The following is a 21569-nucleotide window of genomic DNA, read 5'->3' on the forward strand; positions in this document are numbered from 1 at the left end:
GGGCCGATGGCCGTAGCCGATGTATCCGACAAAACCATTCAACAGCTGATATCGCTTGAAGGGCGCTGCGCGGTTGTTACCGGCGGCGCGACGGGGCTTGGCAAAGCCATGGCCCGTCGACTTGCGGAAGCCGGTGCAAACGTGCTGATCGCCGATATCGACGCGCCTCTTGCCAGTGCCGCTGCCGAAGAAATACGCGCGATGGGACGAGGGCAGGTGGTCGCGTGTCGCTGCGATGCTGCCAATGAGGCGGAATGCGAGCAGGTCGCGGCAATGGCGGCTGAGCACTTTGGCGGGATCGACATCTGGGTTGGAAACGCCGCGCTCTATCCCAGCATTCCGCTCCTCGATATGACGGTTGGAGAGTGGGATGAGGTCATGGCCGTCAACCTTCGGGGCATCTTTATCGGCGCGAGGACGGCGGCGCGGCGGATGATCGAGCGCGGCCAAGGCGGCGTGATCATCAATGTTGCATCTCAGGCCGGGTTCAGGGGTGTTGCGCCGGGGCTTTGTGCCTATGTCGCGTCGAAGCACGGTGTTCGCGGCATGACCCGGCAATTGGCGCTCGAACTGGCGCCTTTCGATATACGGGTCCTGGGCGTTGCGCCGAGCCACGCCCGGACGGAAAAGACCGCTCGCGCCATTACGGCAAAGCCCGAACTTCTCGAACAGATTCCGGCGCTGAGCACCAGCCGGCTCGGCCGCGTGGGTGTGCCTGACGATATCGGCCGCGTCGTGCTTTTCCTTGCGTCCGACATGGCAGCGTTCATGAGCGGCACGACCGTGAAGGTTGACGCCGCCGAGATGGCGTGAGGCGGTCGCCCGCGTCTATCAGGAGAGCGTGAAGCGCGAGGGAACCACAGGCATTCCGGCCTTCGCGCTCCTGCCCCGATAAAGGCGCGAACGTCCGGAAAGGGGGCGACCTTCCTTCAGGCTGTCCCCGCCGTCCCCCGGCACCACGTTGATATAGAAATCGCGCAGATCCTCGCCTCCGAAGCGGATCTGAGTCGTGGAACCATCCGGTGTTATCAGTGGTGCAAGTTCCTGCCCCTCCGGTGATACGCGCGTGATCAGGCCTGGCGAGCGAAACCCCGTCAGGAGGACTGTGCCATCCTCTTCCAGCGCCAATCCGTCGCAGTCGTCCTTCTCAAAAAAGGTCCGGCGATTTTGCAGCGAGAGGTCGTCGGTCACATCCCAAACCAGAGAAGTCCGGAAGGTATCGCTGCAATAGAAGCGTCTGCGCAGCGGATCGTGCGCGACGCCGTTCGAGAAATAGACCTCGTTTGATAATTTGGTAACCCGGCCCTCCACGCTCATCCGGTAGATGGCGGTCGGGCGCGTGTCGCGTGCGGCGATCACATGATCGATGTCATTGGTACCGAAGAAGATGCCGCCTTCGCCGTCGGGCCACATTTCGTTGATGCCGTTGATGGGCAACCCTTCCAGTTCGCGGATCAGCCAGCCTGACTTGCCGTTGTCGGGATCGTTCCACATGATGCCGCCCTGACCGCTTGAGAGCACGGCGCCGCACTCGTTCATCATCACCCCGCCGATCCACATCCGGCTTTCGTTGAAACTGGCAACGGGCGTTCCGTCAGGCCTCACACCGTGGATGCCGCCGGCGATCACGTCGCTGTACCAGATCACACCGCGTCGGAAGTCGTAGGACAGTCCTTCAAGATACGTGCCTTCAGCGATCACCAGATAGGCACTTGCATCGACCACCTCCATGTTCATCTCCCATGATGCGGCACCTTGATGGACGTCGCGCATTCCTTTTGTTCGTCTATTTGTTAGCGATTACGCAGGGCTGGTCAATGCCGTTGACGGCTCCCCGTGTTTGCTCACCTGCGAAGAGATCGGCCGAGCGATTGTCGCTCCCTAGCCTGCACTCTCCGCATCGAAGATGCTATCATCTTGACGAACACGTGCGGAGAGCGACATGAAAGACATCCTCGTTTCGGGAGCGAGCATCGCGGGGCCTGTCACCACATGGTGGCTGCATCGCTTCGGCTTTCGCCCGGTACTGGTCGAACGTCTTTCGACTGGACCACGCGGCGGGCATGCGATCGATGTCCGCGGAAAGGCTCTGACAGTTCTTGAGGCAATGGATCTCGAGCACGTCGTGCGCGCCAATGCCATGCGCATGAAGGGTGTCTCGATCATCGATGATGACGGGAAAGAAGTCTGGCGTTCGGAGGAGATGACGATCTCCGGCGGGCCGCTCGATAACCCTGACATCGAGATCTTGCGCGACCGACTGGCCAATACACTGGTCAATGCGCTGCCGAAGGAGGTTCCGGTTTGTTTCGGAAACTCCATTGTCGACGTGCAAGAGACCGCAGAGGGCGTAGATGTCGCTTTCAAGAGCGGAGAGCGGCGACGTTTCGATCTGGTGATTGGAGCCGAAGGCTTGCGCTCCGATCTGCGGCGCCGGTGTTTCGGAGAGGATGTAGAATTCTTGCGTCCGTTCGGCATCGCGCTTGCGCCCTTTACGGCGCCGAACACTCTGGGCCTCAAGGATTGGCAGATCAGCTACAAAGGGGCGGCAGGCGGTTATATGGTCTATCCCACGCCCGAGAACGACCAACTGCGCGTCTGCTTCAGCGTGCCGGCAAGTCTTGGAGAAGACCTCGGAAATCGCGCAGAACAGATGGCCCGGGTTCGTGAGCGGACCATGCATCTCGGCTGGAAGACAGGCCACTTCCTTGAGGCAATGGAATCTGCGCCGGACTTCTATCTCGGGCTCATCGCTCAGGTGCGGATGGACCGCTGGAGCAAGGGTCGCATCGCCGTTGTGGGGGACGCGGCCTATTGTCCTTCGCCATATTCCGGTCAGGGCGCGACGCTGGCCATCGTTGGCGGGTTCGTCCTTGCGAGCGAGATTGCGCGATCGCCCGAAGATCACGCTGCGGCATTCGCTCGGTACGAAGCGAGGATGAGGCCATTTGTCGAACTCAACCAGGCAATAGCCGATCTGACCCGTGATGAGCGGTTCGAGCGTGATCCAGGCTATTATGGCGATATTGTCGTGCCCGCTATCGACAAGGCGAAGAATGCCATCGTGATCGATCCTGGGGATTTTGCACGGGTCTGAGCCGGCGCCGGACAAAGCCGGCGCCACCGACCTTGCAAGTTCCTCAGTTGTAGCAGCCGCCGTTCACGCCCAGCACCTGGTTTGTGATGTATCCTGCGTCTTCGGAAGCGAAGAAGGCGACGGCGGCCGCAATATCTTCGGCGCTGCCCAGTCGCGGGATCGGATAGGACTTGAGGATCTCGCGGTGATCGACCGGAAACGCGCTGGTCTCGATGGCTCTACGGGCCATCGGTGTGTCGATGAAGCCGGGCGATACGGTATTGGCGGTAATGCCCTTGGCGCCGAGCCCGATGGCGAGCGAATGGGTGAAGCTGATCATGCCTCCCTTGCTCGAATTGTAATGGCTCATGTCGAACACGCCGCCCATCTGGCCGCCCAGAGCGGAGATGTTTACGATACGGCCCCAGCCTGCCGCTTCCATATCGGGAAGCACGGTCTGGGTGACGATGAACGCCCCCTTGAGATTGACCTCCATCGTCCGGTCCCACAGTTCGTCGGTCAGATCCTCGAACTTGCACCAGCCTTCGATTGCGGCATTGTTTACCAACACGCCGATCGGACCAAAGGCACTGCGGACGCGTTCGGCGGCCTCTGTTACCTGCCTTCTGTCGGTCACGTCTGCAGTCACGGCAATTGCGCTGCCGCCCGCCGCCGTGATGGAGGCAGCCACTTCTTTTGCACCTTCCTCCACGATATCGAGCACGGCCACGCTCATGCCCGATCGGGCGAAGCGGCGGGCGATTGCGGCGCCCATGCCGGCAGGATCGCCGGCTCCCGTTATAAGTGCGGTTCGCTTAGTAGCCATAGCCATGCCTCCCTGCACGGATTCCGGCGCGAAAAATATTCGCGCCGCCCGTCATGTTCGTCAGGTTATTAGCAGGCCGCGACACTGTCAATTCTCGTGGCCGCCAGGCCGTCGGGAGAGGGTTTTCTTACGATTTCAGCGGCGCATAATGCGCGATGAATTCCTCGATCACCTTCATGACCTCATCGTGTCCCAAGGTGATCCCGATAGCCGCCTCCCGATGGAGCGTAAGTGCCGCGCTCGTGGCCAGGATCGCGATGGCGGCCTTGGGCATCCTTGCTGCCAGATCCTTGCCGAGAGCCTGTTCGAGCGCTGCGATTTGAATGCGCCGCGTCGTCTCGATATAGGCGACCACTTCCTCGCGAAGCGGCTCCATGCGGTTGGCCAGCGCCATGAATTCGGAGACCATTCGGGTATCGCTGGTGTGGACGCAGACGTCCCATACCTCGTGCAGTGAATTGTTGCCGGTGAGCGCGGCTTCAAGCCGTTCGACCTCCCGCGAGGCGAGGCGCCGGAATGTCTGGACGATCAATTCGTCCATCGTGGCGAAGTAATAGTAAACCAGTCGCTGCTTGACGCCAATGCGTTCAGCCACGCTGCGCGAGGTGAGGACTCCGTACCCTTCATCTCGCAGGATCGCCTCGGCCCCGTCCAGCATCCGGTGCCATACGGCAGATCCCGGTGGCCCCATTCGCCGGTTGACTGTCATCGTCTCGTTCAACCCCTTCGCGGTCCAGCCTTCGCGTACTTTGCTTGGGCGCTACCGTACATTCGTCACGACAGGCGTTCTTCACGCAGCTCCGACGGAAGTAAAGGGCAGGGGCCTTCCCGGTTCACAGCATGGTGGAGCCGCCATCGACACCAATGGTCTGGCCGGTGACATAGGCGGATTCGTCGCTGGCCAGGAAAATCGCGGTCGGCGCAATGTCGGCGGGCTCGCCGAAGCGCCCGACCGCGACTTTGGCCAGTTCGGCATCGTAGCTTCGGCTTTCCTCAAGATAGCTCAGTGCCTTGGGAGACATCGCCGAAGGCAGGATCGTATTTACGCGAATGCCGTCGGTTCCCCATTCCCTGGCCGCGGTTCGTGTAAGCGTGCGGATCGCCTCCTTGGATGCGGCATAGGCAAGGAACCCCGGCTCGCAGCGAATGCCGAAACTTGAGCCGAAGTTGATGATCGATCCCCCGCGCCGGGCAGCCATGTGCGGATGACACAATTGCATGAACTGGAGGGAGCCGAAGAATGCGGACTGGAAATCGATCCGGCAATTTTCTTCCATCAGTGGGTCGGCTAACGGGAGGTAGTCTGTAAAGCTGTGGGCATTGTTGACGAGGATGTCGACGCGAGCCCAATCGCGCATCGCGCGTTCTACGACCTTCGCCGATTGTTCCCGTTCGCCCGCGATCGCGACTTCATAGGCGCATGTGCCGCCCGAATTTTCGATTTCAGCGGCGACGCTTTCCAGCTTCTCTCGGGTTCGGCCAGTGATCAGAACGCGGGCTCCTTCGCGGGCGTAAGCGACAGCAATCGCTGCACCAATCCCCTGGCCTCCTCCGGTAACGATCGCGACTTTGCCTTCCAGACGCGGATATCCCGATGCCATGACTTCTGCTCCCACGACGGCCGCCCACATGCTGCGGGCATGTTCGTCATATTGTTAGCGGCGCGGAATGAGAGCGTCAATCTATCGCCGCAAGCCTCCATCAGGCGGCGACATAACCACCGTCCACCGGCATCGCGATCCCGGTTACGTAGCTGGCCTCGTCGCTGGCGAGATAGACCGCAGCCGAAGCGATTTCGCGGTCTAACCCCCAGCGCTCCATCGGAATGTTGGGCAGCACGGCCGTCCCTTCGGGTGGTTCGCGCAGTCCTTCCGACCAGGGAACCATTCCGGTCCAAGTGGTACCGGGACAAATCGCATTGATGCGAATACGGTCCTTGGCGTAATCGAGCGCCGCACTCTTGGTTAGCTGGATGACCGCTGCCTTGGACGCAGAGTAGCACGACAGTCCTTTCCATCCGACCAGCCCCGAGGCGGAAGCCGTATTGACGATCGCGCCTCCCCCGGTTCGCAGCATGGCCGGAATGGCATGCTTCATGCCGAGAAAAACGCTGCGAAGATTCACGTTCACCACAAGATCGAACGCGTCCTCGTCCTGCTCATGAAGCGGAGCGTCGATCGCGCCGGTAATCCCCGCATTGTTGATGAGAATGTCCAGTCGGCCGTATCGCGCCTGCGCCGCAGCGACCATCGCGGCGACGTCCCGGCTTTGTGTGACGTCGGCATGGACGGGATAGGCGGTCTCGCCAATCGCAGCGGCAACATCCACCTGGGCTCCGCTGATGTCGGCGCAGACCACACGGGCCCCTTCGGCCGCGAACAGTTCGCAGATTGCCCGCCCGATGCCCGAGCCTGCGCCCGTCACCAGTGCGACCTTGTCGTTAAGTCTCAATCTGTCTCTCCGGTTTTTTAGTTTTTTGCCGAGCATGGAGGGAGGAATGTCGCCCGACGTGCGGTCTGTACACTCGGCCGAGAGCGGTCTCGGCTCAGCCGACTGCGAGACCGGCCGCTTCAATTCCGGCGAAGGCTGCTGCTTCATCGTGGTCCGAAACGTCCCCGCTGACGCCAACGGCGCCGAGCAATACGCCCGTTTGCGAACGGATCAGCACGCCCCCTGCAGCAGGAATGAGCTTGCCATTCCATGCGCTGGAAAGGGCGCCCATGAACTGCGGGCGCTCGGCCGCCATATCGCCCAGCTTGCGGCTGGATACACCCATTGCAAGGGCCCCGGCCGCCTTGCCGAGTGCAATGTCGGGTCGGCCGAATCCCGAGTTGTCTTCGCGCTCGAGGGCGACCAGATGTCCGCCGGGATCGAGGATTACGACGGTGAGTGGATTAAGCCCCAATTCGCGGCCTTTGGCGCGAGCAGCGGCAATGACGGCACGTGCCTGAGCAAGTTCAATCATGGGAGAAGTGACCTCATATGAATTTGGCACGGGACAGCGCCCGGTGCGGTTAGCCGATTGATGCGAGACGCTTATTGTCGCTCAGTCGACAAAAAGGAGGGCCGGTGTTTCGATCAGCCGCTTCATCGCCTGCACGAAGCTGGCGGCATCCCATCCATCCACGACACGATGGTCGCATGACACGGACAGATTCATGACTTTGGCGACTTCTATCCTGCCATCCCTGACGACAGGCCGCTCGACAACTTTGTTGGGGCCAAGGATCGCGACTTCAGGTCTATTTATCACCGGCGTTGTGGCGATCCCTCCCAGCGGGCCGAGCGAGGTAATCGTCAGCGTCGATCCCGATAATTCGGCGGCGCGGATCGTGCCGTCGCGAGCGGCGGCGGCAAGGCGGGCGATCTCATTCGCAAGCTGCCAGATATTGAGCGAATGGGCATCGCGTACGACCGGTACCGTCAGACCTGCATCGGTCTGTGTGGCTATTCCCAAGTGCACCGCGCCCTTGCGGGTAACGATGCCGGTATCCTCGTCGTAGAGTGCGTTCATCATCGGAAAGGCCGGCACTGTGCGACATAGCGCCACTGCAAGAAGCGGGAGGATCGTAAGCCTTGGCCGCTCGCCGCGAGTGGCATTGAGATCGGCGCGCAATGCTTCCAGCTTAGTGACATCAATCTCTTCGATGTAGGAGAAGTGCGGTATGTTCCGTTTGGCCGCCGCCATATTCTCGGCCACCCGGCGTCGCAGCCCGATCACGCGAATGGCTTCGTCTTTACGGGCTGCGCCTGAGGGGCGGTAGCTTTCGGAATAGCGGAGAAACGCATCGAGATCGGCATGGCGGATGCGTCCGTCGGCACCCGGCCGGACTTCGCTTAGAGGGATACCCAGTTCTTTCGCCCGGCCGCGGACTGCGGGAGAGGCCGCGACCCGGTCGGCCCGTGCCGAATTGGGCGGAGCCCCGAACAAATGGCTGTCCGAAGGCGCAGGGCCTTGTTCCGACGATCCATCGCTTACGGTCGCGACCTTCGCGAGCATTTCATGGGTGTTCGATGCGAGTTCTGCCGTCGCCATATCCATCTGGACCAAGGGAATGCTATCGGGAGTTTCCTCTCCTTCCAGCTCGAAGACGGCGAGCATGCTGCCGATGGCGATTTGGTCCCCTTCCGCACCGCCGATCTGGAGCAACCTGCCCGAAACGGGAGCCGACATTTCCACGGTGGCCTTGTCTGTCATAACATCCGCGATGGGATCGTCCTCGCTGACCCAGTCACCGATACCGACCTTCCATCCCACGATCTCGGCCTGCGCGATTCCTTCCCCGATATCGGGAAGCTTGAATGCGTACGTCGTCACCTCATCACACCTCGATTATCTGTCTGAGCGCCTGCCCCACACGCGCAGGGCCGGGAAAATATTCCCATTCGAAAGCATGGGGGTAGGGCGTGTCCCAACCGGTTACACGTTCAACCGGAGCCTCCAGATCGAAGAAGCAGTGCTTCTGGACCAGGGCCGCAAGCTCGGCGCCGAAACCGCAAGTTCGCGTAGCCTCATGGACCACGACGCAGCGACCCGTTTTGGAGGCCGATTGACGAATGGTGTCGAGGTCGAGGGGGATGAGGGTACGTAAATCGATGATTTCTGCATCGATGCCGGTCTCTTGCACAGCCGCCAGCGCGACATGGACCATGGTTCCATAGGCAAGGACCGTAACTTCATCCCCTTCGCGCACGATGCGCGCCTTGCCGAGCGGCGTTGTATAGTGCCCTTGCGGGACCTCGGCGTCCGGGTGATCGGACCAGGACTGAACGGGGCGCTCATGATGGCCGTCGAACGGCCCGTGATAGAGCCGCTTGGGTTCGAAAAAGAGAACCGGGTCGTCATCCTCGATCGCAGCCAGCAAAAGCCCCTTGGCGTCGTGAGGGTTCGAGGGAATGACGGTCTTCAGGCCAGCCACATGCGTGAATATGCCTTCCGGCGACTGACTGTGGGTCTGACCGCCGTAGATCCCGCCGCCGTAAGGTGAGCGCACGGTAATCGGCGACCACCACTCCCCGCACGTGCGATAGCGCATGCGAGCGGCTTCGGAGATGATCTGGTCCGCCGCCGGGTAGATGTAGTCGGCGAACTGGATTTCCACCACCGGGCGCTTGCCGAATGCACCCATGCCGACGGCGACGGCGACAATACCTGCTTCGCTGATGGGCGCATCGAAAACGCGGTGTGACCCGTGCCTTTTCTGAAGCCCTTCAGTCGCCCGGAAGACGCCGCCGAAATAGCCCACATCCTGCCCGAAAATCGTCACCATCCGGTCGCGCTCAAGCGCGACGTCGAGGGCCTCGTTGATCGCCTGGATCATGCTGAGAGATTGTGTTGCGTTCATAAGCCTGACTCCGCCAGCTGGTCGCGCAGATGCGGAGGCATGATCTTGTAGACGTCTTCGAAAATCGACGAGGCGGGCAGGCGGGAGCCTTCCTTGAGGGTGCCGAAACTTTCCGACTCGCGCCCGGCGGCGTCCACCACTTCCTTGACCTCGCGTTCCAGTGCGGTGTGCATCGCTGCCGACCAGCATCCGCGCGAAGCGAGATGGTCGCTGAGGCGCGCAATGGGATCGCCAAGGGGCCACGTGGCGGTGTCCGTGTTGGGCCGATAGCGAGTTGGGTCATCCGAAGTCGAATGGCCTTCGGCACGGTACGTGAACAATTCGATGAGCGTCGGACCAAGGCCCATGCGCGCGCGCTTTGCGGCCCAGTCCGTGATAGCGTGCACGGCCAGGAAGTCATTGCCATCGACACGCAGCGAAGGAATGCCGTGGCCGATGCCGCGTGAAGCGAATGTCGCACGCTCGCCGCCTGCGATCCCCGAAAATGAGGAGATCGCCCATTGGTTGTTGACGACGTTCAGAATGACCGGAGCCTGATAGACGCTGGCGAAAGTAAGCGCGTGGTGAAAGTCGCCTTCGGCGGTGGCGCCTTCGCCGATCCAGGCAGCCGCGATGCGCGGGTCGCTTTCCGAAGCCGATGCCATGGCCCAGCCGACCGCCTGGCTGAACTGCGTTCCGAGGTTTCCGGAAATGGAGAAGAATCCGGCTTCGCGGCTTGAATAGAAGACCGGCATCTGCCGGCCCTTCAGGCGGTCATGGCTGTTGGAATAGACCTGGTTCATCATTTCAACCAGAGACCAGTCACGCGCGATAAGCAGGCCTTGCTGGCGGTAGGTTGGGAAGCACATGTCCTTCGGATTCAGCGCCATGGCGGCTGCAACCGCCACGGCCTCCTCGCCGGTGGACTTCATGTAAAAGCTCGTCTTGCCTTGCCGCTGGGCGCGCATCATGCGGGTGTCGTATGTACGCGTCAGGAGCATCGCGCGCAGGCCGGCGACGAGTGTCTCGTCCGTCAAGTGCGGGTTCCACTCACCCACGGCTTGATGGTTTTCATCAAGGACGCGGATGAGATCGAAGGCGAGCGCACGCATCGCTGCCGGATCCGCGTCGATTGCAGGCCGGGGAACGGAGCCTGCGGGCGGGATGACGAAACCCGAAAAGTCGGCGCCGTCTCCGGGCCTCGTGCAAGGTTCGGGAATGTGGAGATGCGGCCCGTTTGCTGGCCAGTTCATGTCGCGGGATCCAACTCGCGTTCCACGACGTCGTGAAGGCTGACATCCTGTACCAGGAAAATGTTGCCGAGCTTATCGGCCAGCCGCTCGGCTTCGGGCATGCCCAGGCCATCCTGCGTGATCGTTACTTCCATCATGGTTTCCAGCACCTGCGCCTCGATCCGCCTAGGGATCAGACCAAGCTGCACGAACGGATTGACCACGCGTGACACGGTTGCCGGATCGGACCAGGCGCGAACGAGAAATTGCTTTGTTGTATACATTGAGGAATATGCTCTTCCCGGTGAAGGGCCTGCTCTGCGGGCGGGCACTAACGGAAGATAGTCCGCGGATGGGCTTAAAAAAATTGCGCAATTTGAGCCCATTGCGCTCGCCTCGCATAAAAATTACCAAAACTGGAGGTTTTAAGAAAAATGTCGATCGATGAACTCGATGAGTTCGACAAAGCGATTTTGGGTGAGCTGCAGCGCAATTGCGCGCAGTCTACCGCTGAAATCGCCGAAGCGATCGGGCTGTCTCAAGCCCCATGCTGGAGGCGGATCCAGCGCCTGAAAGAAAATGGCTACATTCGAGAGCAAGTTGCCTTGCTCGACAGGGGGCTTCTGGGGCTAAACGCTCAGATCTTTGCGCAAGTGAAACTGACGGCCACCGGACGCGCCAATCTGGAGGCCTTCACCGAGGCGATTCGGGGGTTTCCGGAGGTGCTCGATTGTTACGTGCTGATGGGTAACATCGACTTCATCCTGCGCATCGTGGCGAAGGATATCGGCGCCTATGAGCGCTTCTTTTTCGACAAGCTCTCGCTGGTGCCAGGCGTGCAGGAAATCAATTCACTGGTCGCACTTTCGGAAATCAAGGCTACCACGCGCCTGCCGATTTATTGAAAGGCCCCGTCGTCTTCGATCGCCTCTTCCAGCGCTAGACCGTCTGAACGGACGTCAGGCCCACGTTAAGCGAAAACTCTGGAGGCGATCGCGGCACAAGTTTCGTCCAGCTCGCGCGGTCGTGCCCGAAAGTCCGGTAGTGCGCGCCTCAAGGTGTTTGGCAATGCTATCCCGAAGCTTGGCAATTCAATTTCACCCGCGGACTTGCCAAAACAAGAAAGACTACTAAACATTCGGTAGGTTACGAGTTCGCTGCAAAGCGGACCGGCCGAAGGGGAGTCGGACGGTGACGGAACTGCACCGGGAAAGCACCAACTTAGACAGCCTCGATACGCCGAACTGGACTTGCGCGGGGCAAGACGGATCGATGCGCCGGATGCGCAAGAACGGTCGCTGCCCCGACGTTGTCGATTGAAAGGGTGAGGGAAATGCAGGCAAGGAAAACAAAATCGATGATGACACTGAAGGCGCTCGGCTCTGTCCTTCTGGTCGGATGTGCGGCGATCTCGCTGCCGGTCTCCCAAGCTGTCGCAGCGACGGCGGACCGCCCTGAGCCGGGCAAGCAGGGGGAGACTGTCGAGGCCGAAGCGGGCAAAGTGCTTGCCACACCGTACTCGAGCGGCGTGAATGTCGTCGGTCATTCGGACATTGGCGGTCGGACGGGTAATCTTGCCATGGCCTGGTCGGGCGCCTGCGCTTACGTCGCCTCGGGCATGACGATCAAACCGGACGGACAGCTGCTCAAGCTTCCCGTCGATGCGACATCCGGGGTCGCAGTGATTGACGTGAGCAATCCCGCCGCGCCCAAGACCGTGCGGTATCTGCAAGACAAGGGCGCCATCTACGCGACGGAAACCCTGAATGCATCCACGACCAAGGATCATGCGATCCTGGCGGCAAGCACCTACGGCGGGGTTTCCGGGATGGGCGGTCCCGACGAGGGCTGGCTTTCGATCTACGATGTTCATGCCTGTGGCGATCCCAAACTGAAGTCCGAGATCAAGTGGCCGGAGCCGGTGCACACGATCACGATCTCGCCGGACGGCCGGTTCGTTTATGGAACCGTGCTCAATCCCTTCACGGGGGCCGGCGGTATCCAGATCATGGACATTTCCAACCCGTCCAGCCCCAGGTTCGTCGGCAAATTCGAAGCAACGCGCCCCGACGGTACCAGCTTCCCGTTCGCGCCGCATGAGCTTGTCTTCAGCCCCGATGCCTCGCGCATCTATGTGGGCGTCACGACATCGCAGGGCGCGGATGCGGAGCACGAATTCCGCAACCCCAAGCCCGGCGTTCCGTCACCGGCAGCGGTCGGTCAGGATGCAGGCGGTCTGTTCATCTTCGACAACAGCGACTTTGCACAAGGCCGCGTCGATCCCAAGCTGCGGCTGATCGGAGCGGCTGCTCACGCCGGCTGGCATTCGCCGGCTCGCGCGCGGATTGGCGGTGTTCCCTATATAGTGAATGCCGGCGAACTGGGCGCCTGCCCGGGCGCATGGCCGCGCATCACTTCCATTGCCGACGAGAAAAATCCCAAGATCGTTGGCGAGTTCCGGCTCGCGATGAACCGGCAGGAGAACTGCCCAACGCCCAGCACAATGGAAAAAGCCACCGGAGGTATCGTGGGACGCGTCGGGACGGCCGCCACGCACTTCCAGGATGTCGACGACGCCGACAATACCCGGCTGGGCCTGTTCCCGTTCATGTACGCGGGCCTTCGGATCGTAGACTTGCGCAATCCGGCCGATCCGCGTGAGATCGCCTATTTCAAGCCTGGCGACCCCTGCATGTCCCACGTCCGCTACGTGGGTGAGAGCGGCCAGATCTGGTTCGCCTGCAATGCGAGCGGGTTCTACGTGATCGAACTCAAGCCGGAACTGCGCAAGTCGCTGGGGCTGGCGGTGCCGCGCCGCGCACGATGACCGGGAAGGGGAGCATACTGACATGGACCATGGCGCATGGGACCGAAGAAAAGTGCTGGGCACCGCGCTGGCAGGCGCGGCGGCCATGACCCTGCCGGGTATGGCCGATGCGGGCGAACCGACTGCTACGGGCGTGGTGGATACGACATCGGGGAAAGTGACGGGAGCCCGCGCCGGCGGAGTCTCGCGTTTCCTTGGTATACCCTATGGAGGCGACACTTCCCTGCGGCGTTTTCAGCCGGCGCAGGGAGTATCGCCATGGAGCGGCGTGCGCGCGTGTAATACCCTCGGCCACAAGGCGCCGCAGGGCATGATCACCTTGCCCGGAATCATGGGTAAGGTTGATCCCCATGCCCCGGGCCTTCCGGTGATGATGGCGGTCGCCAACCTGACCAATGCCCAGCTTGGCGAGAGCGAGGACTGTCTCGTCCTCAATGTCATCACGCCTGATGCTTCGCCCACGAGAAAGCGGCCGGTCATGGTCTGGCTCCACGGCGGCGCATTTGCGATGGGATCGGGCCTCGATCCGATGACGGACGGCAGCGAACTTGTCCGGCGCGGCGATGTCGTGTTCGTTTCGCTCAACCATCGTCTCAATGCGATGGGTTATCTTTATCTTGGCGGCTTGCATGAGGATTTTGCCGATAGCGGCAATGTCGGCATGCTCGACATTGTGCTCGCGCTGCAATGGGTACAGGCCAATATCGCCGCCTTCGGGGGCGATCCGGATAACGTAACGATCTTCGGACAGAGCGGCGGTGGGGCCAAGGTCTCAACCCTGCTGGGAATGGCGCCCGCTCAGGGCCTGTTCCACAAGGCGATCGCGATGAGCGGGCCGATCGTCTCGCTGGTCTCGAAGTCCGATGCACAGGAGATCGCCGAGCAGACGATTGCCCGGCTGGGAATTTCCAAGGCCGACGTGCACACAATGCAGACAATCGATCGCCAGAAGATCATTGCCGCTGCGTCCGCAGTGCGCCTGCCTTCGGCCGGGACCGGGCTGGCGGCAGGGACGCTTGCGCCGATGGTGGACGGACGCTCGATCCCGGCCGACCCGTTCGACCCGGCGGCGACTGCGTTCAGCCGGAATATCCCGCTGATGGTGGGGTCTGCAAAGGACGAGGCCACTCTTTTTATGGCAGGGGACCCCGAACTGGGCGCCATGAGCGAAGAGCATGCCCGGGAGCGGTTCGCCGCCGTCATGGGCGATCGCGGCGCGGCTGCTTTCGCCGCCTATCGCGCGGCCTATCCTCATGACGATCCCAGCTATCTGGTGTCGTCCATGATGACGGACCGGTTGTTCCGTTCCGATTCGATCGTAATGGCGGAGCGCAAGTCGGCGCAAAACGCTGCGCCTGTGTACCTTTACCGCGTTGATTACGAGCCGCGCGTAGCGGGCCGTGTGCTGCGCAGTCCGCATGGAACCGAAGTGCCGCTGGTGTTCGGCACGAAAGTCCCTGTCCAGTTCATTGGCGAGGGACCGGAGGTCGATAGCCTGTCTGACATGATGATGACGGCATGGCTCGACTTTGCGAAAAACGGCAATCCGGCAGGAAGCCGGTTGGCATGGCCGCGCTACGACAGCCGGACACGTCCCAACATGATCTTCGACGTTTCCACCCGTGTCGTTAACGATCCGGACCCTGTCGCACGCGATCCGGTCGCCAGAGGCCGTGCGTGACGAAATCGAAGGATCGCTGGAAGCCTCAGGAGCGGAGAAATGCGATCCTGAAAGAGGCAATCGCCATGTTCGCCGAACTCGGCTTTCACGGCTTGACGGTCCATGGTCTTGCGGATCGCTGCGGGATGTCCGGCGCGGGTCTTCTTTATTACTTCCATTCGAAAGAAGGTACGCATCCGTTGAGGGTCGCCTTGTTCGGATGGTGATGGATCGCTCTTAAGGACGCTCTTGAGAGCGGTCGTAGGAGCGGTTGTTGTGGGTCAAATCACGGTTTTCGGTGGGCCTGAGCGTCGGCGGCGTTGGCGTGAGGACGAGCGCGCGAAGATTTTGGCCGAGGCCTTTTCTCCGGGTGCCTGCGTGGCGCGTGTAGCTCGCCAGTATGACGTGTCGACGGGGCTGATTTACACTTGGCGCCGCAAGGCTTGCTTTGGGGCTGGCGCGGCAGGCTCTTCAGCGGCGGTGGAGGTCGGCTTCGTCGAAGCCGTCGTGCTGGATGACGGATGTAGCAAACAGTTAGCGTCGCCGCCCGCTGTTGTGGTGGATCTGCCTGGCGGGCGGCGCGTGAACATCTACGCATCGGCACCGCCGGGCGTGGCCGCGGCGGTTCTGAAGGCGCTGATCCGATGATCCCTGTCCCGAACGGAAGCAAGGTCTGGCTCGCGTTAGGTCATACTGACATGCGCCGCGGAATGCGGTCGCTCGCCTTGCAAGTTCAGGAGGCCTTGAAAAAGGACGTCCACGCCGGCGACCTGTACGTCTTCCGGGGCCGGAGCGGATCGCTGTGCAAGATATTGTGGCATGACGGCCTCGGGATGTCGTTATATGCAAAACGTTTGGAAAAGGGGCGTTTTGTGTGGCCCGCCGCAAAGGACGGGACGGTCGCGATCTCGGCTTCGGCAATGGCCTGCCTGCTCGAGGGTATAGACTGGCGCAACCCCCAGGAGACCTGGCGTCCGACGCAGGTTGGCTGATGGCCAGCGTCAATCAGGGTGAGACAAAACTCGCGCCTGGTCGAGCACCGGATCGAGGGCAAAATCTGCGGAAAAGTGGCTAAAAGTCTGGGGTTTGTGGGCTTCTGATGCTATAAGTGGGCATGGCCTCGAGCGACGCATCCGACGAGCTTCTCCAGTTACGCGCCGAGCTCGCCGTCGTTCGTGAACAGGCAGAACAAGCCCAGGTCAAAGCACTCGTGGCCGAGGCGCAGGTCGCCAAAGTTTGGGCTATCAATGCCGACCTGCTGGCTCGCAACGCGCACCTTGAGCTGATGAACGAGAAGATGCGCCGCGATAAATACGGCGCGAGCTCCGAGCGCAGCCGGCATCTGCTCAATCAGCTCGAACTGACCTTCGAGGAACTCGCGGCCAACGCGAGCGAAGCCGAACTGCTTGGGCAAATTGCGGCCGCCAAGACCACTACGGTTGCAGCGTTTACCCGCAAGCGATCCACTCGCCGCGACTTCCCGGCCGACGTGCCGCGCGAGAAGATCATTATCCCGGCGCCAGAGCTGTGTCCGTGCTGCGGCTCGGACGATCTGAGCCATCTCCCCGCGGTGATCACCGAGACGCTCGAGAGAGTGCCCGCTCGCCACAAGGTGATCCAGACGGTCCGGGAGAAAGTCTCCTGCCGTAAGTGCGAGAAGATCAGCCAGCCCCCGGCGCCCTTCCACGTCACGCCGCGCGGAATGTTCGGGCCGCACTTCCTGGCGAACCTGGCCTTCCAGAAGTACGGTCTGCACCAGCCCCTTAACAGCCAGCGCGATCGGCTCGAGGCCGAAGGCATCCCCTTGAGCCTCTCGACGCTCGCGGATCAGATCGGCGCGATCTGCGTGGTGGTGAAACCGCTGTTCTTGCTGCTGGAGGCCCATGGGCTCGCCGCTGACCGCCTGCATGCCGACGACACCACCGTTCCGCTTTTAGCAAAACGGAAGACCGAAGTGGCGCGGATCTGGGACTATGTGCGCGACGATCGCCCGTTCGGCGGGCCGGCGCCTCCAGTGGCGCTGTGCTACTACTCGAGCGATCGCAGGGGCGAGCATCCTCGCGCCCACCTGGCCGGCTATACGGGTATTCTCCAGGTCGACAGGTATGCCGGCTTCAATGCCCTGTTCGAGGAAGGCTGGGCGGATAAGCCCATGACGCGCGCTAATTGCTGGGCTCATGGGCGCCGGGAATTCTTCAAGCTCGTCGACCTCAGGCAGCAGCTCAAGCGTAAGAAGAAGGGCGCCACGCCACTCATCTCGCCGCTGGCGACCGAGGCGCTTGAGATCATCGATCGGCTCTTTGCCATCGAGCGCGACATCAACGGCAAGCCTGCTGCCGAGCGCCTCGCCGTTCGTCAGGAGCGGTCCGCTCCGATCGTGGCCGAGTTGGAAACCTGGATGCACGAGACCCGCAGCAAGCTCTCTCGTCACGATGCCGTGGCCAAGGCCATCGCCTACCTTCAGAACGACTGGGCGGGCTTCACCACCTTCCTCGCCGATGGCCGGATATGTCTCTCAAACAACGCCGCGGAGCGTCAGCTGCGCAGCGTTGCTCGAGGAAGAAAAGCCTGGTTGTTCGTGGGCTCGGACCGCGGCGGCCAGCGCGCGGCGATGATGTTCAGCCTCTTCGGCACGGCTCGGCTCAACGAAGTCGATCCGCTCGCCTGGTTCACCGACGTCCTCGACCGGATCGCTGACATTCCACAGAACCGCCTTCATGAACTCCTCCCGTGGCACTGGAAGGCCGCTCAGCAGCAGGCCGCCGAGGAACTCGTCGCCTGAACCTCCGTCAACGCGACAACCTCGCGGCGGCTATCGAATGCGTACGAAAGAAGACCTGCTGCTGGGAGTGCTCGACACCCTCGAAACAAGCGAGAGAGCAGCAGCCGAGCCCCTGATCAAGGCTGTCGAACATGCGCAGGACCATTCGGCCATGGCCTGGCAATCGATCGTCACGCTGATGCGGGAGATGGTTCGCCGGTCGGTGGCGGACCCGGTGATTACCCGCTTCGTGCTGCTGTTGCAGGCCGAGTCTCTGGAAACGGGGCATGTCGCGCACGACTGGTTCAAAAAGCGCGAGCAAATGACGCTCGAACTCTTGGAGAAACTGCTGACTCCCTATGTTGCCGAGCCGGCCTCGAACAGCCGCCACGTTCTGGCGGTCATGCAGGGCCTTGCTCAGCAATGGTTGCGGCAGGGCCGGGAATTCGACGTCGTCGCCGAGTGGGACAAGGTTCTGGAACCCCTGCTGTCGCGAGGCAGACTGGCACAGCACTGACTATGCGCGTTGGAGGGAACGCGTGCGCGGTAATTCCCTCAGGACATCGGAATCCTTGGCCGCTTCGATCCATGCTCGGGCGTCCATTTCGAGCATGAAGCGGGCTTCAACGCGTTCCTGCGCGGCCTTGCGGATAGCAGAGACGAATCCCTCGTGGTCGCCGTAGCGCTCTTCCAGTGAAAGACGGGGGTCGCCTGCGGCAAGCCGCTCTTCGCGCGTTCGGGCGAACGGCAGGTAGGATCCTTCCAGTCCGCAGAGGTCACCGCCGCGGCATCCTTCGCGGCGCAGGTTCCAGCCGACATTGGTGCCCAGCGGAACCGCCGCTTCCATCGGGCGGAAGTCCCCCACCGCGATGCCGTCTGCGTCCGGGCGCGGGACGAAGAGGCGGTAGCTCTTACCATGGCACGGCGGAAGCGTGGTGAGGCGTCCGCCGTGCGGGCCGAACTCCGGTCCGAAGTCCAGCAGATCCAGACCGGCGATGACGGCGGGCGGCTGGAAATCCGGTATATCCGGGAACAGCGCCTGGTATTCCTCGATCGTAATCAGCCCACCGTTTTCGATCGTCGGGAAGGTACTGGACGGCGGTGCAATTCCCCGGTCCGCCCATTCGTCGAGAACGACCACCAACGCGCCGCCATGGCCGGGCAGCGAACGCTCGATGGCTTGCGGGTTGAAGGCTGGTGCATCGAGGGCCTGTGCCGGGTAGCGGGCTTCGCCCATGAAACCGTTTGGCGTCACCGGCGGGCTCAGCAGTCCATAGATGCCGAGATGACCCGAACCCGCCTTGAAATAGAGCCGCACGTTGTCGGCTTGAGCAATGGCGTTGCCGTGCCCATCGACGACCTGGAGTGAGTTCTTCCATGTCCAGAAGCTGTTCTCATCGACAGCCTCGATCACCAGCGGATCAGTCGCGGGACGCTTCAGGATGCCATCGGTCCGGCCGGTCAGCGGATCGAGCGAGGGTCCGAATGTGAAGGGCGATTGGGCGTTGGAAAGATAGTCGGCATGGCCGTCCTGCGCGGCATAGAATGTGGGGTGCGCGAATTCGACATTGGCAAAGAGGCGATTGGCCCCTCCGGTGTTGATGAACACGCCGTCGAAGACCTTTCGGCTAACTTCGTCCTCATTGAAGCCCAGATAGAGGAATTCGCGCAAATACATGCCGGTCGAGGAGGCGCCATAGGCATAGGAGCGACGCGCAGGGCGCTGGGGTGAGAAGCCCAATGGATTGGGCGTGCCCTCGTTGTCGGCTGCGGCCGAGCGCAGAAATGCGGCAAGGTCGCGCGTCACCGCATAGGCCAGCCCCATGACGATCGGGTTCCTGGCCGGATAGATCAGCTCGTAGAGCCGGTCCGGGCTGAAGCCGTCGAACAGCGTGATGTCGGTGGTGGAGGGCGTCAGGCTGTCCAGACCGTCGTTGCACGTCCCGAAGGCCCATCTGTCGGCAGGCACCGGGACCGGCACTCCGCATGCCCGCTCGCGCATGACGAGGCTTGAGGCCGAGGTGTAGGTATCGGCCGTCTCGTAAGCGCGCCAGAAAGGGGCGAAGGGCTGGCTCAGCATCGGTACCGGGACCGAGAATTCCAGCCGGACATTGGCGATGATCGGCGAGCCGTCGACCTGCGTGGCGACTGGAAAATCGGGGAACAGCTGCACTGGATTGGGAATGCCGTCGCCGTGCCAGCCCGCATCGACAAGCACGAAACCCATGCGGAGCTGCTGCGCGACCTGCCCGTTGACCTTCGACGCGTCATCGACCGGCCCGAGGTCGGTATTGCCTCGATTATTGATGTCGTGGAAGATCTTGCCGTTGCCTCGCCCCATGTCGACAGGCTTGAGCAGGATCACCGGAGCACGGAAGGCGACTTTGCCGCTCGCGGTCCGCGGAGCGCGATCGAGATTGACGATCACGGCATTGCGCGGGTCGGCGGGATCGACTTCGAACCATGCCGTGCCGGTCAGGCGTTCGTATGGGCCGGCCTCGCCCCAGGAGTGGCCACCCGCATAGGGCTCGCTGTGTTCGATGACGAGGCGTGTCAGCGCCATGGGTGTCTCCGTAGTCCTGTATAGTTCGGTAGGTCGGGCGCGGCAGCGATAATCAGCGGGCTGCGAGCCCCGGATTGCCAGCTTCCAGCGGCAGCCGCAGCGCATTCTGGAAATAGGCGACCAGCGTGAACTGGCCGATCAGCACGATCAGCTCAAAGATCTGCTGGGCGTCCAGACTGCGCGAAAGCACCTCCCAGGTCTCGTCGTCGACTGCGGCATTGGCGTGCAACTGCTCGGCACAGCGTAGAATGGCACGTTCGTGGTCGTTCCAGAGGGGCGATGCCGAGCCTTCCGACGTGATCCGCTCTATCTCCTCGCTGGTCATGCCCAGCGCCTTCGATTGATGGACATGCTCGCCGAATTCGTAAGGCGCTTGCAGCAGCCAGCCGGTGCGCAGGATCGCCAGCTTCTGGTCGCGCTTCGCAAGGCGGCTTGCCGGGCCCATGACCGTCATGGACAGCCCCATGATCCGTTCCCACAATGTGCCGAACGGCATCATCGTCACCATGATCTGGGGAACCTGCTCGATCGAGAGCGAAGGGACATTGCCGAACAGCGAGGCACGCAGGCGATCGGTGGCCTCGATAATCTCATCAGCGCGTGCCATGCGATCCACTGTCTCGACGCGCGGCGGTTTTCCGAGGATTTCGGCCTCCCGGGCACGAATACGTTCAAGCGTCTGCGGATCGACGGCTACAGTCTGCGTATCGCTCACCAGCGGACTCCTTCTTGGCGGGGCTTCCACTCGTAAGGGCGCTCGTAAGAAGGATCCTCCTTGCTCCACAGGCCCTTAAGGAAGCCTTGAACATTCTTGGAGTGAACCCAGGTGCCGTCGCAATCCGCGCTCGCCTCGATAGTGCAGCGGCGCACGACGATGCGCCATTCGCCGTTTCGCTTTTCCAGCCGGTCGAGATAGCGGCCGATGGCGATGGTCGTGCTCTTGCCATCAAGCCAGTAGAGGCCGCCGATCACGTAGGATTCGCAGTGGGCCACATCGCCGTCCAGCTCGCAGATGTGGTTGGTGATGTTGTGGCTGGTCATGTTGAAATTCGTGTAGTGGCCTTTGTTGGCCTTTTCCGGATAGTCCGGAGCGAACGTGACGCTCGGGCCGTGTTCGTCCACACCGTCTTCCCACCAGCAGCCGGCGATCTGCTCGACATCCTGCCGATCGCGCGCGCGGCTCTCGCGCTGGATGCAATCAAGAATGTCCTGCCGGTCCTTGAGATAGACGACAGTCGCCTTCAATTCCGCGAGTTCCTGTTCCAGGCTCATAATGTGCTCTCCCAATTCGAATATATTG

24 protein-coding genes are annotated in these 21569 nt (G+C 61.8%); 11 read left to right on the top strand and 13 right to left on the bottom strand.

What is annotated here, in order from left to right; genetic code table 11:
• Positions 1 to 6: 6 nt before the first annotated feature.
• Positions 7 to 813, top strand: coding sequence for an SDR family NAD(P)-dependent oxidoreductase (locus AC1VVK_RS21840; protein ID WP_482905296.1), 807 nt, complete (start codon positions 7 to 9; stop codon positions 811 to 813).
• Between the two features lie 18 nt (positions 814 to 831).
• On the opposite strand, the gene AC1VVK_RS21845 is transcribed toward AC1VVK_RS21840, so the two are convergent.
• The gene (locus tag AC1VVK_RS21845; protein ID WP_482905297.1) at positions 832 to 1731 is read right to left on the bottom strand and encodes an SMP-30/gluconolactonase/LRE family protein; all 900 of its coding nucleotides are present in this window, start codon (positions 1729 to 1731) and stop codon (positions 832 to 834) included.
• Positions 1732 to 1942: 211 nt separating this feature from the next.
• Here AC1VVK_RS21845 and AC1VVK_RS21850 point away from each other — a divergent pair, with 211 nt between their 5' ends.
• Positions 1943 to 3097 (top strand): FAD-dependent monooxygenase, encoded by a 1155-nt coding sequence (locus tag AC1VVK_RS21850; protein ID WP_482905298.1) that lies wholly within the window; start codon positions 1943 to 1945, stop codon positions 3095 to 3097.
• 43 nt (positions 3098 to 3140) lie between these two features.
• On the opposite strand, the gene AC1VVK_RS21855 is transcribed toward AC1VVK_RS21850, so the two are convergent.
• The 9 genes from AC1VVK_RS21855 to AC1VVK_RS21895 all read right to left on the bottom strand — a co-directional run bounded on the left by AC1VVK_RS21855 (position 3141) and on the right by AC1VVK_RS21895 (position 10742).
• Positions 3141 to 3902 (bottom strand): SDR family NAD(P)-dependent oxidoreductase, encoded by a 762-nt coding sequence (locus tag AC1VVK_RS21855; RefSeq protein WP_482905299.1) that lies wholly within the window; start codon positions 3900 to 3902, stop codon positions 3141 to 3143.
• Positions 3903 to 4029: 127 nt separating this feature from the next.
• A complete protein-coding gene (locus AC1VVK_RS21860) occupies positions 4030 to 4611 on the bottom strand; it encodes a TetR/AcrR family transcriptional regulator (protein ID WP_482905300.1) in 582 nt (193 codons plus the stop codon).
• Between the two features lie 124 nt (positions 4612 to 4735).
• Positions 4736 to 5503 (bottom strand): SDR family NAD(P)-dependent oxidoreductase, encoded by a 768-nt coding sequence (locus AC1VVK_RS21865; RefSeq protein WP_482905301.1) that lies wholly within the window; start codon positions 5501 to 5503, stop codon positions 4736 to 4738.
• Positions 5504 to 5603: 100 nt separating this feature from the next.
• Positions 5604 to 6353, bottom strand: coding sequence for an SDR family NAD(P)-dependent oxidoreductase (locus tag AC1VVK_RS21870; protein WP_482905302.1), 750 nt, complete (start codon positions 6351 to 6353; stop codon positions 5604 to 5606).
• A 94-nt stretch (positions 6354 to 6447) separates the two neighbouring features.
• Positions 6448 to 6867, bottom strand: a complete 420-nt coding sequence (locus AC1VVK_RS21875; RefSeq protein ID WP_482905303.1) for a GlcG/HbpS family heme-binding protein — start codon at positions 6865 to 6867, stop codon at positions 6448 to 6450.
• 81 nt (positions 6868 to 6948) lie between these two features.
• The gene (locus AC1VVK_RS21880; RefSeq protein ID WP_482905304.1) at positions 6949 to 8220 is read right to left on the bottom strand and encodes a dihydrolipoamide acetyltransferase family protein; all 1272 of its coding nucleotides are present in this window, start codon (positions 8218 to 8220) and stop codon (positions 6949 to 6951) included.
• 4 nt (positions 8221 to 8224) lie between these two features.
• The gene (locus AC1VVK_RS21885) at positions 8225 to 9247 is read right to left on the bottom strand and encodes an alpha-ketoacid dehydrogenase subunit beta (RefSeq protein WP_482905305.1); all 1023 of its coding nucleotides are present in this window, start codon (positions 9245 to 9247) and stop codon (positions 8225 to 8227) included.
• Positions 9244 to 10479, bottom strand: a complete 1236-nt coding sequence (locus AC1VVK_RS21890; RefSeq protein ID WP_482905306.1) for a thiamine pyrophosphate-dependent enzyme — start codon at positions 10477 to 10479, stop codon at positions 9244 to 9246. The genes AC1VVK_RS21885 and AC1VVK_RS21890 overlap by 4 nt, the downstream gene beginning before the upstream one ends.
• A complete protein-coding gene (locus tag AC1VVK_RS21895) occupies positions 10476 to 10742 on the bottom strand; it encodes a hypothetical protein (RefSeq protein WP_482905307.1) in 267 nt (88 codons plus the stop codon). The genes AC1VVK_RS21890 and AC1VVK_RS21895 overlap by 4 nt, the downstream gene beginning before the upstream one ends.
• Before the next feature lie 156 nt (positions 10743 to 10898).
• Between AC1VVK_RS21895 and AC1VVK_RS21900 the strand changes: the two genes are divergently transcribed.
• The 9 genes from AC1VVK_RS21900 (at position 10899) to AC1VVK_RS21940 (ending at position 18223) form a co-directional block, all read left to right on the top strand.
• Positions 10899 to 11363 carry an Lrp/AsnC family transcriptional regulator gene (locus AC1VVK_RS21900; protein ID WP_243652487.1) on the top strand — a complete coding sequence of 155 codons (465 nt, stop codon included), beginning with the start codon at positions 10899 to 10901 and terminating at the stop codon, positions 11361 to 11363.
• Positions 11364 to 11649: 286 nt separating this feature from the next.
• On the top strand, positions 11650 to 11778 hold the full coding sequence (locus AC1VVK_RS21905) for a hypothetical protein (RefSeq protein WP_482905308.1): 129 nt from the start codon (positions 11650 to 11652) through the stop codon (positions 11776 to 11778).
• A gap of 37 nt (positions 11779 to 11815) precedes the next feature.
• A complete protein-coding gene (locus AC1VVK_RS21910) occupies positions 11816 to 13285 on the top strand; it encodes an LVIVD repeat-containing protein (protein ID WP_482905309.1) in 1470 nt (489 codons plus the stop codon).
• 22 nt (positions 13286 to 13307) lie between these two features.
• Complete coding sequence (locus AC1VVK_RS21915; RefSeq protein ID WP_482905310.1) at positions 13308 to 14966, top strand: carboxylesterase/lipase family protein; 1659 nt, start codon at positions 13308 to 13310, stop codon at positions 14964 to 14966.
• Positions 14963 to 15172, top strand: coding sequence for a TetR/AcrR family transcriptional regulator (locus AC1VVK_RS21920; RefSeq protein ID WP_482905311.1), 210 nt, complete (start codon positions 14963 to 14965; stop codon positions 15170 to 15172). Before AC1VVK_RS21915 ends, AC1VVK_RS21920 begins: the two co-directional genes overlap by 4 nt.
• A gap of 49 nt (positions 15173 to 15221) precedes the next feature.
• Positions 15222 to 15593 (top strand): IS66-like element accessory protein TnpA, encoded by a 372-nt coding sequence (tnpA, locus tag AC1VVK_RS21925; protein WP_482902651.1) that lies wholly within the window; start codon positions 15222 to 15224, stop codon positions 15591 to 15593.
• Positions 15590 to 15937 carry an IS66 family insertion sequence element accessory protein TnpB gene (gene tnpB, locus AC1VVK_RS21930; RefSeq protein ID WP_482902652.1) on the top strand — a complete coding sequence of 116 codons (348 nt, stop codon included), beginning with the start codon at positions 15590 to 15592 and terminating at the stop codon, positions 15935 to 15937. Before tnpA ends, tnpB begins: the two co-directional genes overlap by 4 nt.
• A 122-nt stretch (positions 15938 to 16059) precedes the next feature.
• Positions 16060 to 17727 (top strand): IS66 family transposase, encoded by a 1668-nt coding sequence (gene tnpC, locus AC1VVK_RS21935; protein ID WP_482902653.1) that lies wholly within the window; start codon positions 16060 to 16062, stop codon positions 17725 to 17727.
• 37 nt (positions 17728 to 17764) lie between these two features.
• The gene (locus AC1VVK_RS21940) at positions 17765 to 18223 is read left to right on the top strand and encodes a hypothetical protein (protein ID WP_482905312.1); all 459 of its coding nucleotides are present in this window, start codon (positions 17765 to 17767) and stop codon (positions 18221 to 18223) included.
• Here AC1VVK_RS21940 and AC1VVK_RS21945 read toward each other — a convergent pair whose 3' ends face one another.
• Genes AC1VVK_RS21945 through AC1VVK_RS21955 form a run of 3 tightly spaced genes read right to left on the bottom strand, consistent with a single transcriptional unit; the run spans position 18224 to position 21541 of the window.
• Positions 18224 to 20269: an alpha/beta hydrolase domain-containing protein gene (locus AC1VVK_RS21945; RefSeq protein WP_482905313.1), complete on the bottom strand. Its 2046-nt coding sequence runs from the start codon at positions 20267 to 20269 to the stop codon at positions 18224 to 18226.
• 52 nt (positions 20270 to 20321) lie between these two features.
• Positions 20322 to 20984 carry a carboxymuconolactone decarboxylase family protein gene (locus AC1VVK_RS21950; protein ID WP_482905314.1) on the bottom strand — a complete coding sequence of 221 codons (663 nt, stop codon included), beginning with the start codon at positions 20982 to 20984 and terminating at the stop codon, positions 20322 to 20324.
• A complete protein-coding gene (locus tag AC1VVK_RS21955) occupies positions 20981 to 21541 on the bottom strand; it encodes a nuclear transport factor 2 family protein (RefSeq protein ID WP_482905315.1) in 561 nt (186 codons plus the stop codon). Before AC1VVK_RS21955 ends, AC1VVK_RS21950 begins: the two co-directional genes overlap by 4 nt.
• Positions 21542 to 21569 lie beyond the last annotated feature (28 nt).

It is taken from the genome of Novosphingobium sp. BL-S-32 (assembly GCF_056857055.1).

Bases quoted from the DNA above. Each gene is read 5' to 3' on its own strand.
- AC1VVK_RS21840 (WP_482905296.1), top strand. From the start codon at position 7: ATGGCCGTAGCCGATGTATCCGACAAAACCATTCAACAGCTGATATCG.
- AC1VVK_RS21845 (WP_482905297.1), bottom strand. From the start codon at position 1,731: ATGGAGGTGGTCGATGCAAGTGCCTATCTGGTGATCGCTGAAGGCACG.
- AC1VVK_RS21850 (WP_482905298.1), top strand. From the start codon at position 1,943: ATGAAAGACATCCTCGTTTCGGGAGCGAGCATCGCGGGGCCTGTCACC.
- AC1VVK_RS21855 (WP_482905299.1), bottom strand. From the start codon at position 3,902: ATGGCTACTAAGCGAACCGCACTTATAACGGGAGCCGGCGATCCTGCC.
- AC1VVK_RS21860 (WP_482905300.1), bottom strand. From the start codon at position 4,611: ATGACAGTCAACCGGCGAATGGGGCCACCGGGATCTGCCGTATGGCAC.
- AC1VVK_RS21865 (WP_482905301.1), bottom strand. From the start codon at position 5,503: ATGGCATCGGGATATCCGCGTCTGGAAGGCAAAGTCGCGATCGTTACC.
- AC1VVK_RS21875 (WP_482905303.1), bottom strand. From the start codon at position 6,867: ATGATTGAACTTGCTCAGGCACGTGCCGTCATTGCCGCTGCTCGCGCC.
- AC1VVK_RS21885 (WP_482905305.1), bottom strand. From the start codon at position 9,247: ATGAACGCAACACAATCTCTCAGCATGATCCAGGCGATCAACGAGGCC.
- AC1VVK_RS21890 (WP_482905306.1), bottom strand. From the start codon at position 10,479: ATGAACTGGCCAGCAAACGGGCCGCATCTCCACATTCCCGAACCTTGC.
- AC1VVK_RS21895 (WP_482905307.1), bottom strand. From the start codon at position 10,742: ATGTATACAACAAAGCAATTTCTCGTTCGCGCCTGGTCCGATCCGGCA.
- AC1VVK_RS21910 (WP_482905309.1), top strand. From the start codon at position 11,816: ATGATGACACTGAAGGCGCTCGGCTCTGTCCTTCTGGTCGGATGTGCG.
- AC1VVK_RS21915 (WP_482905310.1), top strand. From the start codon at position 13,308: ATGGACCATGGCGCATGGGACCGAAGAAAAGTGCTGGGCACCGCGCTG.
- tnpB (WP_482902652.1), top strand. From the start codon at position 15,590: ATGATCCCTGTCCCGAACGGAAGCAAGGTCTGGCTCGCGTTAGGTCAT.
- tnpC (WP_482902653.1), top strand. From the start codon at position 16,060: ATGGCCTCGAGCGACGCATCCGACGAGCTTCTCCAGTTACGCGCCGAG.
- AC1VVK_RS21940 (WP_482905312.1), top strand. From the start codon at position 17,765: ATGCGTACGAAAGAAGACCTGCTGCTGGGAGTGCTCGACACCCTCGAA.
- AC1VVK_RS21945 (WP_482905313.1), bottom strand. From the start codon at position 20,269: ATGGCGCTGACACGCCTCGTCATCGAACACAGCGAGCCCTATGCGGGT.
- AC1VVK_RS21955 (WP_482905315.1), bottom strand. From the start codon at position 21,541: ATGAGCCTGGAACAGGAACTCGCGGAATTGAAGGCGACTGTCGTCTAT.